General features: G+C 64.9%; 12 protein-coding genes. 8 read left to right on the top strand and 4 right to left on the bottom strand.

Annotation, left to right across the window (positions count from 1 at the left end; all coding sequences use genetic code 11):
- Positions 1–22 precede the first annotated feature (22 nt).
- From FJ953_RS28875 to FJ953_RS28855, 5 genes are all read left to right on the top strand, one after another.
- Complete coding sequence (locus FJ953_RS28875; RefSeq protein WP_140500873.1) at positions 23–604, top strand: cob(I)yrinic acid a,c-diamide adenosyltransferase; 582 nt, start codon at positions 23–25, stop codon at positions 602–604.
- A 31-nt stretch (positions 605–635) separates the two neighbouring features.
- Positions 636–1,436 (top strand): rhomboid family intramembrane serine protease, encoded by an 801-nt coding sequence (locus FJ953_RS28870; protein ID WP_140500872.1) that lies wholly within the window; start codon positions 636–638, stop codon positions 1,434–1,436.
- A gap of 190 nt (positions 1,437–1,626) precedes the next feature.
- On the top strand, positions 1,627–2,376 hold the full coding sequence (locus FJ953_RS28865; RefSeq protein WP_140525441.1) for an electron transfer flavoprotein subunit beta/FixA family protein: 750 nt from the start codon (positions 1,627–1,629) through the stop codon (positions 2,374–2,376).
- Between the two features lie 20 nt (positions 2,377–2,396).
- Positions 2,397–3,326, top strand: coding sequence for an electron transfer flavoprotein subunit alpha/FixB family protein (locus tag FJ953_RS28860; RefSeq protein ID WP_140558136.1), 930 nt, complete (start codon positions 2,397–2,399; stop codon positions 3,324–3,326).
- Between the two features lie 119 nt (positions 3,327–3,445).
- The gene (locus FJ953_RS28855; RefSeq protein ID WP_140500869.1) at positions 3,446–4,324 is read left to right on the top strand and encodes a 3-hydroxybutyryl-CoA dehydrogenase; all 879 of its coding nucleotides are present in this window, start codon (positions 3,446–3,448) and stop codon (positions 4,322–4,324) included.
- Positions 4,325–4,358: 34 nt separating this feature from the next.
- Here FJ953_RS28855 and FJ953_RS28850 read toward each other — a convergent pair whose 3' ends face one another.
- From FJ953_RS28850 to FJ953_RS28840, 3 genes are all read right to left on the bottom strand, one after another.
- Positions 4,359–6,254 carry a PAS domain S-box protein gene (locus FJ953_RS28850; RefSeq protein WP_224655978.1) on the bottom strand — a complete coding sequence of 632 codons (1,896 nt, stop codon included), beginning with the start codon at positions 6,252–6,254 and terminating at the stop codon, positions 4,359–4,361.
- Positions 6,255–6,494: 240 nt separating this feature from the next.
- Entirely contained in the window at positions 6,495–7,133 is a 639-nt protein-coding gene (locus FJ953_RS28845; RefSeq protein WP_140625581.1) for an NrsF family protein, read from the bottom strand.
- Between the two features lies 1 nt (position 7,134).
- Positions 7,135–7,686: a sigma-70 family RNA polymerase sigma factor gene (locus FJ953_RS28840; RefSeq protein ID WP_140500812.1), complete on the bottom strand. Its 552-nt coding sequence runs from the start codon at positions 7,684–7,686 to the stop codon at positions 7,135–7,137.
- A gap of 297 nt (positions 7,687–7,983) precedes the next feature.
- On the opposite strand from FJ953_RS28840, the gene FJ953_RS28835 reads away from it, so the two are divergent.
- The 3 genes from FJ953_RS28835 (at position 7,984) to FJ953_RS28825 (ending at position 11,819) form a co-directional block, all read left to right on the top strand.
- Positions 7,984–8,991: an iron ABC transporter substrate-binding protein gene (locus FJ953_RS28835; protein WP_140625580.1), complete on the top strand. Its 1,008-nt coding sequence runs from the start codon at positions 7,984–7,986 to the stop codon at positions 8,989–8,991.
- Between the two features lie 168 nt (positions 8,992–9,159).
- The gene (locus tag FJ953_RS28830) at positions 9,160–10,740 is read left to right on the top strand and encodes an iron ABC transporter permease (RefSeq protein WP_181175051.1); all 1,581 of its coding nucleotides are present in this window, start codon (positions 9,160–9,162) and stop codon (positions 10,738–10,740) included.
- Positions 10,737–11,819, top strand: coding sequence for an ABC transporter ATP-binding protein (locus FJ953_RS28825; RefSeq protein ID WP_140525436.1), 1,083 nt, complete (start codon positions 10,737–10,739; stop codon positions 11,817–11,819). The genes FJ953_RS28830 and FJ953_RS28825 overlap by 4 nt, the downstream gene beginning before the upstream one ends.
- A 45-nt stretch (positions 11,820–11,864) precedes the next feature.
- Here the strand turns inward: FJ953_RS28825 and FJ953_RS28820 are convergent, their stop codons facing one another.
- On the bottom strand, positions 11,865–12,914 hold the full coding sequence (locus FJ953_RS28820) for a sn-glycerol-3-phosphate import ATP-binding protein UgpC (protein ID WP_140500808.1): 1,050 nt from the start codon (positions 12,912–12,914) through the stop codon (positions 11,865–11,867).
- Between the last annotated feature and the right edge of the window lie 7 nt (positions 12,915–12,921).

The following is a 12,921-nucleotide window of genomic DNA, read 5'->3' as shown; positions in this document are numbered from 1 at the left end:
CACCGGCCGTTCGGGAGGCGACGTGGTCAAGCTCAACAAGATCTACACCCGCACCGGCGACAACGGCACCACCGGGCTCGGCACGGGTGAGCGGCGGCTGAAGTCCGATCTCAGGGTGGACGCCTACGGCACTGTCGACGAAGCCAACGCCTGCATTGGCATGGCTCGTGTTCACACCGCCCCAAGCCACCCGGCGATTGACGCCATGCTTGCCCGCATCCAGAACGATCTCTTCGACCTCGGCGCCGATCTGGCCGTGCCCGACGACGGCAAGCCGCTCGGCTACGAACCGCTGCGCATCATTGCCGCGCAGACCGAGCGCGTCGAACACGACATCGACCTCCTCAACAACGACCTCCAGCCGCTCAAATCCTTCGTGCTGAACGGCGGCACGCCGGCCGCCGCTGCGCTCCATCTCGCCCGAACGGTGGCGCGGCGGGCCGAGCGGCTGATGGTGGCGCTCGCACAGCATCCTGGTGAGCACGTCAACCGCGACGGGCTGAAATACATCAACCGCGTCTCCGATTTCCTGTTCGTCGCCGCCAGGGCGGTCAATGACAATGGAAATGCCGACGTGTTATGGGTTCCTGGCAAGAACCGCTGAACTATGCCAAGGCGGGAGAGGCCAGGCACCTATGTTCATCCCGCTCTACGACACCAACAGGCTGCGGCACATCAGGCTGCAATATGTGACGATCGCCCTGATCCTGGCCAACGCGCTGGTCTATTGCGCCACCGCGCTCGGGGGCGAGAATTTCACCAATGCCGCCGTGCTCGGCCTCGGCTTCATCCCCTCCGTGGTGCATGACACGGCAGAGCTCGACCCGCGCTTTATCGTCATTCCCGAAAGCCTGAGCTATCTCACTTACTCATTCCTGCATGCCGACATTTTCCACCTTGGCGGCAACATGCTGTTCCTGTGGGTGTTCGGCGACAATGTCGAGGACGCGCTCGGCCATATCCGCTATCTCATCTTCTACCTCCTGTGCGCCATCGCCGGAGCCGCCTTCCAGGGCCTCATCGCGTGGGACTCGCAGGTGCCGCTGATCGGCGCCTCCGGCGCCATCGCCGGCGTGGTCGTCGCCTACCTGATCCTCTATCCCAGGGTGAAGGTCTGGGTGCTGGCCTTTGCCCGCATTCCGCTGCGCATCCCGGCCTTCATCCCGCTCCTCCTGTGGGTGCTGTTCCAGATCGTCATGTTCGCCGCCGGTGGCGAGGACCAGATTTCCTGGGCCTGCCACATAGGCGGCATCATCGCCGGCGCCGTGCTGGTGCTCGTGCTGCGTAGCCGCGGCGTGCCGCTTTTTGCGGGCGCGGACGAAGAGGCCGCACCCGCCGACCAGCCCGCCATCGCCGTAGATCCGGCCGTAAACGAGCCGATTGCCGCGCAGCCCGTGCCACGCTGGGGTCGAGGAAGTGCCCCCGGCCCCGACTGAACCGATTGAGTGAATTGCCCGACGCCGTGGCATATTGACGTGCGGGTTCGCCGCAACTACGGAAGCGTTTCCGCCCGCCTTTGGCGGTTGAAGAGCAGAATTTCCATCCGGAATGTCGGCTTTCGACAACTCTGACAGGGTTCACGCTGGTATAGCGCGCTCCAACTATCTCAAGAGAGGTGACAGGAAAATGAAGATCCTTGTGCCCGTGAAGCGGGTTGTGGATGCGAATGTGAAGGTTCGCGTCAAGGCTGACGGTTCGGCGGTGGAATTGGCCAACGTCAAGATGGCGATGAACCCATTCGACGAGATCGCGGTGGAAGAGGCGATCCGGCTCAAGGAAGCCGGTAAGGCCGAAGAGATCATCGTCGTGTCGATCGGCCCGCAGCAGGCGCAGGAGACGCTTCGCACCGCGCTCGCGATGGGCGCCGACCGCGCCATCCTGGTCAAGACCGACGAGCAGACAGAGCCACTGGGCGTCGCCAAGGTGCTGAAGGGCGTGGTCGAGGCCGAGCAGCCCGGCCTTGTCATCCTCGGCAAGCAGGCGATCGACGATGATTCCAACCAGACCGGCCAGATGCTCGCAGCCCTTCTCGGCTGGGCGCAGGGCACGTTTGCTTCCAAGGTGGTGCTGGAGGGCGACAAGGCCAGGGTGACGCGCGAGGTCGACGGCGGCTTGCAGACGGTTGAGCTGAAGATGCCCGCGATCGTCACTGCCGACCTTCGCCTCAACCAGCCGCGCTATGCATCGCTGCCCAACATCATGAAGGCCAAGAAGAAGCCGCTCGACGAGAAGAGCCCGGCCGACTACGGCGCCGACGTCAAGCCGCGGCTGAAGGTCATCAAGACCGAAGAGCCGGGCGGCCGCAAGGCGGGCGTCAAGGTCAAGAGCGTCGCCGAGCTCATCGACAAGCTGAAGAACGAAGCCGGCGTGCTCTGAGATCGGAAGGAACAGATAAAATGACCATTCTCCTCATCGCCGAACACGACAACGCTACCCTTTCCGACCAGACCGCCAAGGCGCTGTCGGCCGCGCTGCAGATCGGCTCGGACGTGCATGTGCTGGTGGCCGGCAAGGGCGCCAAGGGCGCAGCCGACGCCGCCGCCAAGCTGAAGGGCGTGAGCAAGGTGCTGCTCGCCGAAGCCGACGAGCTTGCCGAGCGTCTCGCCGAGCCGACCGCGGCGCTCGTCGTGTCGCTGGCCGGCTCCTATGACACCATCGTCGCGCCGGCAACCTCGTCGGGCAAGAACGTCGCGCCGCGCGTGGCCGCTTTGCTCGACGTGGCGCAGGTCTCCGAGATCATCGAAGTGGTCTCGCCGGACACCTTCAAGCGGCCGATCTATGCCGGCAACGCCATCCAGACGGTACAGTCGACCGATGCCAAGAAGGTCATTACCGTGCGCACCGCCTCCTTCCAGGCGGCGCCCGAGGGCGGTTCGGCCGCTGTCGAAACCGTCAGCGCTGCGGCCAATCCGGGCCTCTCCTCCTTTGTCGAGAACAAGCTGTCGGAGACCGACCGTCCGGAACTGACCTCGGCCAAGATCATCATCTCGGGCGGCCGCGCGCTCGGCTCCTCGGAGAAGTTCCAGGAGGTCATCCTGCCGGTCGCCGACAAACTCGGCGCTGCCGTCGGCGCATCCCGCGCCGCCGTCGATGCCGGTTATGCGCCGAATGACTGGCAGGTCGGCCAGACCGGCAAGGTCGTCGCCCCCGACCTCTACATCGCCGTCGGCATCTCCGGCGCCATCCAGCACCTCGCCGGCATGAAGGATTCGAAGGTCATCGTCGCCATCAACAAGGACGAGGAAGCGCCGATCTTCCAGGTTGCCGACTATGGCCTCGTCGGCGATCTGTTCGTTGTCCTGCCGGAGTTGCAGAAGGCGCTTTGACGCCCTGCCGCAAAGCGTATTAAATTGTGAGGGGTGGGGTAGACGAAGTCGCCCCACCCTTTTAGTTTGCACCGCACAAAAAGCAGGCCGCAAAGGCCTTTTTCGACGGGATCGGTGTAATGAGCAAGATCGAAACGATCGGCATCATCGGCGCGGGCCAGATGGGCGGCGGCATCGCCCATGTCTCCGCGCTTTCGGGCTACAAGGTGCTGATCTACGATATATCGCCCGACCGTATCGAGAAGGGCATCGCCACTGTCAGCGGCAACATGGCCCGCCAGGTGGGGTCCGGCAAGCTCGACGAGAAGCTCCGCAATCAGGCGATGGCGCGCATCGCGGCGGCGCCATCCATGGCCGATCTCGCCGGTGCCGACCTGGTCATCGAGGCAGCGACCGAGGACGAGACGGTCAAGCGCAAGATCTACGCCCAGCTTTGTCCGCAGCTCAATCCCGAGGCCATACTGGCGACCAATACCTCGTCGATCTCGATCACGCGGCTAGCCGCGCAGACCGACCGCCCCGAGCGCTTTATCGGCATCCACTTCATGAATCCGGTTCCCCTGATGAAGCTGGTCGAACTGGTGCGCGGCATCGCCACCGAGGACCAGACCTTCGAGGCGGCGAAGACCTATGTGAAGCAGCTCGACAAGACGATCACGGTCTCGGAGGATTTTCCGGCCTTCATCGTGAACCGCATCCTTTTGCCGATGATCAACGAAGCGATTTACACGCTTTATGAAGGCGTCGGCACGGTCGATGCGATCGACACCGCCATGCGGCTCGGCGCCAACCATCCGATGGGGCCGCTGCAGCTGGCCGATTTCATCGGCCTGGACACCTGCCTGTCAATCATGCAGGTGCTGCATGACGGCCTGTCGGATTCGAAGTACCGCCCCTGCCCGTTGCTGGTCAAATATGTCGAGGCCGGCTGGCTCGGCCGCAAGACCGGCCGCGGCTTCTACGATTATCGCGGCGAGCATCCGGTTCCGACACGCTGACCCGCCAGACTGATCACGGCCTGGCCGCGCGGGTTTACGACGCGGCGGCCAGGGGCGTGGGCGTCTCGATTTCGACTCTGTCGTCCTTCGCATCGGTCTCCGGCGCCATGGACACGCATCCGCGACCGGCAGCCTTGGCCACGTAGCAGGCGGCGTCTGCCCTGGCGATGATCTCGTCGACCGCGCCGCAATCTGCGTTGATAGGAGCCAGTCCGATGCTGGCGCCGATCGAATGAGGACGGCCTTCCCAGGTGAAGTCGAGGCCCTGTATCGCATCGATGATGGATCGCGCCGCGATTCTGGCCCCGGCAGCCGAGCCCGACTTCAGAATGACCGCGAATTCGTCGCCGCCCAGACGCGCGACCATGTCCTGCGGACCAAGCACGCCACGCACGGCCTCGGCAACGCGCTTGAGCAATGCGTCTCCCGCCGCGTGGCCGCCTGTGTCGTTGACCAGTTTGAAATGATCGAGGTCGATGAACATGAACTGATGTCCGATCCCCTCCTTGCGGGCCTGATCGACCAGTTCTTCCATGGCGCGGATGAAACTCGCGCGGTTGGCAAGGCCGGTCAGCGCATCATGCGCGGCGGCGTGGGCAAGCTGGCGCTGCAGCGCCCGCGCATCGGTGAAGTCCTGAAAGACGATGACCAGTCCGCAGAATTCGTTGCGTTCGTTCATGATCGGCGACACGACCTGCCGGATGCTGCAGCGCGTCTCGTCGCGCCGGATGAGGACGGCGCGGCTGTTCTGGTCATCGGCTCCCTGGCCGCCGATCGCAGGCCGCGCCACGCCGATCCTGTGGCCGGTCTCCTCGTCGACCGCCCAATAGACATGGCCGAGCGTCTTGCCGAGGGCATCATTGCAAGAGACACCGGTCAGCTTTTCGGCGACAGGATTCATGAAGGTGACGCGGTTGGCGGCATCGGTGCAGATGACGGCATCGCCGATCGACTGGAGCGTCACTTTGAGGCGCTCCTTTTCGTCGGCCAGCATGGCCGCCGACACGGCGAGGCGCTCCTCCGCCTGCTTGCGCCGGGTGATGTCGGTCAGGCTGCCTATCGCCCTGATCAGCCGCCCCTCTTCGTCGCGCTCGATCGCCTTGCCGCGGTCGAGGAACCAGAGCCAGCGGCCATCCTTGTGGCGCATCCTGAATTCGGCCTCGAAGAACGGCGTGCGGCCTTCGAGATGGGCGCGGTCCGCCTCGGCCACGGCTTCGCGATCGTCGGGATGTATCATCGCCAGCCAGTGATCGGGGTCACCGTCGAGTTCCCCGTCGGCATAACCCAGCATCTTGACCCAGGTCGAGGAATAGTTGGTGCCGCCCCTGCGCTTGTCGAAGTCCCAGACGCCCTGGCCGGCGCCGGCCAACGCAAAGTTCCAGCGCGTTTCGGCCTCGGCGATCCGCGCCTCGGCCTGTTTGCGCGCATCGATGTCCTCTATCTGCGAGACGAGATACAGCGGCCGGCCGCTATTCCCGTCGCGAATGACGGAGCCGGCCAGCCGGGCCCAGACGGGCGTGCCGTCCTTCTTGAGATAGCGCTTCTCGAAATGAAAGGAATCGATCTTGCCGGCCTTCAGGTCTTCCATCGTCTCCCGCCCGATCTCCAGATCGTCGGCATGCGTGAGCTGGAAGAAGGTCAACGCCTCGATCTCGTCGCGGCGGTAGTCGAGCATGGCAGCGAAAGCCGGGTTGGCCTCAAGAATGCGCCCGTCGAGGCCGACGATGGCGACGCCGATGGAGGAATCCTCCATGGCACGGCGGAAGCGCTGCTCGCTCTCGGCGATCTGGCGGCGGTCCTTGCGGATGACGCGCGCGAACATGCAGGCCAGGAGAAGTGCGCCGGCTGCCACACCGACCGACGCCTGCACACATAATTCGAGCGTCTCGGCGCCGGGATCCAGCCGCGACAGCAGGATCGATGCCGTCATCGCCGCTGTCCCGCCCACGAGCAGAGCCAACCCCGCACGTCTGTGCGGCGCCGGCCCGATGATCCTTCGCATTGCCACGATTTGTACCACCCCGTGGGCAATCGCATTTCCCGTGAAAATCCTGACGGATCGATTTTAAGGAAAGGTTGCGTCGGGTATCGGCGATGCCGCCGGCCGGCAAACATTTGCCGGCATGATTAAGGATCGGTATGCGCGCGGGATGCAGCAGCGGGCGTCGCGCTACCAGCGCACGAAAAACCGGCCGCCGAGCGCGCCGAGCAGCGCCAGCGCGGCGATCGCGATCGTATACCAGGTGGCGACGAAAAGCGGCGAATCATCAAAGCAATGCGCGGCATAGAAGGTTGCCGCCAGCCCGCCGGCGAGCAGGCCCGCGGCCGCGCCGGCCAGCACCGGCCGTGTCGGCGCGCCATAGCGCAGCATCCACAGGAAGATGGCAAGCGGGCCGATGCCGATCAGCGGGATGAGCCCCATGCAGACCATCATGTTGGAACCGACGAGACGCCTGCCCCAGTCGGCCTCGGGCACGGCGTAAAGCTCCAGCACCACGGCCACTGCCACGAGCACGGGCGCAGCCGCCATCCAGGCCGCCGCCTTGCCTGTCGATGCTCCCGGTGTCGACAATGTCCTGACGAAGGCGAAGGCGCTGGCGGCGAGCACGATGGTGAACAGGAACTTCGAAAGAAAGCGCATCGTATGTGCGGCAGCCATGAAGTCGGGGCGCGGACCGATCGTCATCATGAAAACCGCGCCCGCGATCACGGCGGCCACACCGGCAGCCAGCCACCAGGCCGAGCGCAGCGGCATCGCCTTGCTGCGGGCGTCGGCATCAAGCGCCTTGATGAGATCCTCGGTCCTCATGTCATTCCCGCCCAAACCGCCCCTGCCCGAACCGCTTGGCAATGGCTGCAAGTCCGCGATGCAAAGAAACCCGCACCGCTGTTTCGCTGATGCCGAACTTGGCTGCCGTGTCGCCGATCGAGCGCCCCTCCACCGACACGGACGACACCACGGAGCGCTGTGCCGGCGGCAGGCCGTCGAGCGCCCGGCTGATGTCGCGTTCGCTGACGGTTTCCGTTTCCGGCTCGGCGAAGGTTTCGGCGATATCGTCGACATCGATCTCGATGCGCCGTCCGCGCCGCCGGAACGCGTCGATCAACTTGAAGCGCGCGATGGCATAGACCCAGGGCAGCACAGGTGCGTCCTGGCGCCAGGTGTGCCGTTTCACATGAATGGCCAGCAAGGTTTCCTGCACGACATCCTCGGGATCGACCCCGCCTTTGACGATCTTGCGCCTGGCAAAACCGCGAACCAGAGCGGCCGTCCGGTGCAGAAAGTCGGCATAGGCCCTTTCATCTCCCGCGATCGCGGCTCGCATCAGCCGGGAAAGCTCGGCCTCGTCCTTGCCGCTCACAAGAGTTCACTCCCCGATCTTCGCGCCTCGGCGCTGATTTGTTACGTGGCCGGCGAAATAATGTCCAAGGCAAACTACCGGCAAGTCACGAAAGATTGCGGGCGAACGCGAACTTGGGCTCGTCGACGGCGACTGTGTCCTGGACCGTCGGTCGCGCGCGGCCATCACGCGGAATTGTCCGCCTGGCATGGGCCTATGCCGCCAGCGGCCGATTGAAGCAGGCCAAAAATGTTGACTACACCTGTCATGTATCGATAGGTGCTGCGTGCCAGTTCAACGAGATCGAGGACGACGCCCATGAAATACGCTCTTTCCACCCTTGCCGGCGCCGCGGTGGTGGCGGTCAGCCTGATGGCTGGCCAGGCGATGGCTGAGGATACAGGCATCATCGTCTACAATGCCCAGCACGAGAGCCTCGCCAAGGAATGGGCCGACGGCTTCACCAAGGAAACCGGCATCAAGGTCACGCTGCGCAATGGCGGCGACAGCGATTTCTCCAACCAGATCGTCGCGGAGGGCACCGCCTCGCCCGCCGACGTGTTCCTGACCGAGAATTCGCCGGCCATGGTGCTGGTCGAGAATGCCGGCCTGTTCGCGCCGGTCGACGCCGACACACTGGCGCAGGTTCCGCAGGATTATCAGGCAGCGAGCGGCAAATGGGTCGGCGTTGCCGCCCGCAGCACCGTCTTTGCCTACAATACCACCAAGCTCAAGGCCGACCAGTTGCCCAAGTCGCTGCTCGACCTTGCCGATCCGAGCTGGAAAGGCCGCTGGGCCGCCTCGCCGTCGGGCGCCGATTTCCAGGCTATCGTCAGCGCGCTGCTGCAGCTCAAGGGCGAAGCCGCGACAGCGGACTGGCTGAAGGCGATGAAGCAGAATTTCACCGCCTATAAGGGCAACAGCACCGTGATGAAGGCGGTCAACGCCGGCGAGATCGAAGGCGGCGTGATCTATCACTACTACTACTTCGGCGATCAGGCCAAGACCGGCGAGAACAGCAAGAACGTAGCGCTGCATTATTTCAAGAACCAGGATCCGGGCGCCTTCGTCTCGACCTCCGGCGGTGGCGTGCTGGCTTCGAGCAAGCATCCCAAGGAAGCCCAGGCTTTCCTGAAGTGGGTGACCGGCAGGGGCGGCCAGGACGTGCTGAAGAACGGAACGTCCTTCGAATACGCGGTCGGCAAGGGCGCAGAGTCCAATCCGAAGCTGGTGCCGCTGGCCGACCTGCAGGCGCCGAAGATCGATGCCGCGACGCTGAACTCCAAGAAAGCCACCGACCTGATGACGGCGGCCGGCTTGCTTTAGTTGCCGTTCGTCCTAATAAGGACACCGGCCGTGCTCCCGCGGGAATTCCGCGGGAGCGTTTTGTTTTTTCGAGATGGCATTCGTCGATGACGACACGCTGTATTCCCGACCATGATCGTGGTCTTTCGATTGCCGCCGCCGGGCGGCAAGGGCGCGAAGTCTGAGCCGATGCAGTTCGCGGCCGACATTGCAAGCCCGGGCCTGCCGCCGAGGACGCGCCGCAGGGCGCGCCGGCGCGCTGCGTCATGGATCGTTGCCGCCGCTATCTTCGTTTCGCTGCTGGCCCTGCTGCCGCTTGCCTTCATCGTCTGGGTCGCCGTGCAGACCGGTTGGGAAACCGTCTCGGCGCTGGTTTTCCGGCCGCGTGTCGGCGAGCTTCTGGCCAACACCGTCCTGCTTGTCGCGCTCGCCGTGCCGATCGCCATCATCCTGTCGGTGGCGCTGGCCTGGCTGACCGAACGCAGCGACCTGCCCGGCGCCCGGCTGTGGGCCTGGCTATGCGTGGCGCCACTCGCCATTCCCGCCTTCGTGCACAGCTATGCCTGGATCACCATGGTGCCCGGGCTGCATGGCTTGTGGGCCGGCGTGCTTGTCTCTGTCATAGCGTATTTCCCGTTCCTTTATCTGCCGGTATCGGCGGCCCTGCGCCGGCTCGATCCGGCGCTCGAAGACGCCGCGGCCGCACTCGGCCTTGGTCCCTGGCGTGTGTTCTGGCGCGTCGTGCTGCCGCAGCTCAGGCTTGCCATCTGTGGCGGCGCATTGCTGGTCGGCCTGCACCTGTTGGCCGAATACGGCCTTTACGTCTTCATCCGCTTCGACACCTTCACCACGGCGATCGTCGACCAGTTCCAATCGACCTTCAACGGGCCGGCCGCGAATATGCTGGCCGGCGTGCTGGTGAGCTGCTGCTTCGTGCTGCTCGGGCTGGAGGTGCTGGTGCGCGGGGAAGAGCGCTATGCCCGCGTCGGTTCGGGCGCCGCGCGCCACCAACAGCGCGCGCCGCTCGGCCGGGCGACCGTGCCTTGCCTGCTGCTGCTTGCCGCCACCACGCTTCTGGCGCTCGGCGTACCGTTCGTCACCATCGGACGCTGGCTTGCCGCCGGCGGCGCCGAGGTCTGGCGGCTCGACGAGATCGGCCTGGCGCTCGGCCAGACGTTGTTCCTGGCGCTCGCCGGCGCGCTGCTCGCCACCGTCGCCGCCATGCCGATGGCCTGGATCTCGATCCGCGCGCCGGGGCCTCTGCAGCGCTTGCTGGAGGGCTGCAACTACATCGTCGGACCGCTGCCCGGGGTCGTGATCGCACTGGCGCTGGTCACCATCACCGTGCGCATCGCCCTGCCGCTCTATCAGACCCTGTTCACCATCCTGGTTGCCTATGCCTTGATGTTCCTGCCCCGCGCCCTGATCAGCCTGCGGGCGTCGATCGCGCAGGCGCCGGTCGAGCTCGAGCGCGCCGCGTCCAGCCTCGGGCGGTCGCCGCTCCATGCATTGTGGTCGACGACGATCCGCCTGTCGGCGCCGGGTGCCGCCGCCGGCATGGCGCTGGTGGCGCTCGGCATCATGAACGAGCTGACCGCGACCCAGATGCTGGCGCCGAACGGCACCCGCACGCTCGCGATGGCATTCTGGTCCTACAGCGGCGAGATCGACTACGCTTCGGCAGCACCTTACGCCTTCATCATGGTGGCGATGTCGCTGCCCCTGACCTGGCTGCTCTATGTCCAGTCAAAACGGATGGCAGGACGATGAGCTTTCTCGAACTCAGGGGCTTGCACAAGCATTACGGCCCGGTCGCGGCGCTTGCCGGCATCGATCTCGACGTCGCCGGCGGCAGCCGCACGGCCATCGTCGGGCCGTCCGGCTGCGGCAAGACCACCTTGCTGCGGCTGATCGCCGGTTTCGAGGCGCCCGACCAGGGCAGCATTGTGCTTGACGGAAAGATGCTGGCCGACAGCGGCGGCGCCGTTCCGGCGCACCGCCGCGGTATCGGCCTGGTTGCACAGGACGGCGCCCTGTTTCCGCACCTGACGATTGGCGACAATATCGGTTTCGGGATGGACCGCAGGCTGGACAAACGCTCCGAACGCATCGTCGAACTGGCCTATATAGTAGGGCTGGACAAGGCGATCCTGAAGCGCCGCCCGCACGAACTCTCCGGCGGTCAGCAGCAACGCGTGGCGCTCGCCCGCGCCATGGCGATGAAGCCGCGGCTGATGCTGCTCGACGAACCGTTCTCGGCGCTCGACACCGGCCTGCGCGCCTCCATGCGCAAGGCCGTGGCGGAACTGCTCGAAGCCGCCGGCATCACCACCATCCTGGTGACGCACGATCAGGCCGAGGCGTTGTCCTTCGCCAGCCAGGTCGCGGTGATGCGCGAGGGCCGGTTCTCGCAGGTCGGCACGCCGCGCGAACTTTATCTCAAGCCGAAGGACAGGATGATTGCCGAGTTCCTTGGCGACGCCATCATCCTGCCGGCGAAGATAGCGGGCGGTTTCGCCACGTCGCCGCTTGGCCGCATCGCCGTCGATACGTCGGACAGCCGCGATGTCGCCCGCATCATGTTGCGGCCGGAGCAGATCGGACTGAAGCGGACATCGCGCGAGGGCATGTCGGGCACGCCGGACATGCTTTTTGGCGAGGTAACGGAATCCGAATTCGCCGGCTCGACCTGCACGGTCGCGGTGCGGTTGCTCAACAGCCCCGACCCGCCGGACGCCGCCGCCATCGGCAGCACGCCGCTGATCCTGCGCAAGTCCGGCATGGACGCGCCGGCGGTCGGTGAGATCGTCCGGCTCACCGTGTCGGGACAGGCGCATGTATTCGCCTGACCGGCCGACGGTTCGCGGCTCGCTGATCAGCATGCAAGATTGGCGTCAGTCGACCCTCTTTGCAGCCTGATCGAACCAGTGAAGTTTCTCGGCCTTGGCCACGACGCGCAACTGGTCGCCGGGCTTGGCTGTTGCGCGCGCGGCCACACGCACGACGATGCGGTCGCCTCCTGCCGCACAGTGAAGAAAGCTGTCCGCTCCCACCGGCTCGACCGCCTCCACCATTGTCGGCAGCACGAGCGCGCCGGACGGTGCCTCGGCCGCGAAAGTGACATCGGCATCCTCGGGGCGGAAGCCAAGCGTGACGGCATTCGCAGGCGCAAAGTCGCTCGTCTTGCTGCCGGTCAGCGCCGGACCCGAAAGGGACAGAAGATTCATCGGCGGTGCGCCGATGAAAGAGGCGACGAACGTCGAGGCCGGCTTTTCGTAAATGTCGAGTGGCGCGCCCGCCTGCTCGACCAATCCGCCATTCATGACGACAAGGATGTCGGCCAACGTCATCGCTTCCAACTGGTCATGGGTGACGTAGACCGAGGTGACACCGAGCGAGCGCTGCAAGTTCTTGATTTCGACCCGCATCTGGCCGCGCAGCTTGGCATCGAGATTGGAGAGTGGCTCGTCGAACAGGAAGACTTTCGGATTGCGCACGATGGCGCGGCCCATGGCGACGCGCTGGCGTTGACCGCCTGAAAGCTCGCGCGGGCGCCGGTCAAGCAGCGCTGAAAGCTCCAGCACCTTGGCGGTCGAACGAACCCTGCTGTCGATCTCGTCCTTGGGCGTACCGCGATTGCGTAGCCCGTAAGCCATGTTGTCGTAGACTTTCATATGCGGATAGAGCGCATAGTTTTGGAACACCATGGCGATGTCGCGCTCGGTCGGGCCGATCGTGTTGACGATCTTGCCGTCGATAGCGACCGTGCCGGAAGAAATGGTCTCCAGCCCGGCGATCATCCTCAAAAGCGTGGACTTGCCGCAGCCGGACGGCCCGACCAGCACACAGAGTTCCTTGTCGGGAATGGCAATGGAGACGCCCTTCACGGCTTCGACGCCGCCGGCATATACTTTCTTCACGTCCCTCAGATCGACCGTCGCCATCGGCTTC

It is taken from the genome of Mesorhizobium sp. B2-3-6, assembly GCF_006442305.1.
GTDB lineage: Bacteria > Pseudomonadota > Alphaproteobacteria > Rhizobiales > Rhizobiaceae > Mesorhizobium.
The sequence above is the reverse complement of the archived record's forward strand: the minus strand, read 5'-3'. Positions and strand labels throughout refer to the sequence as shown.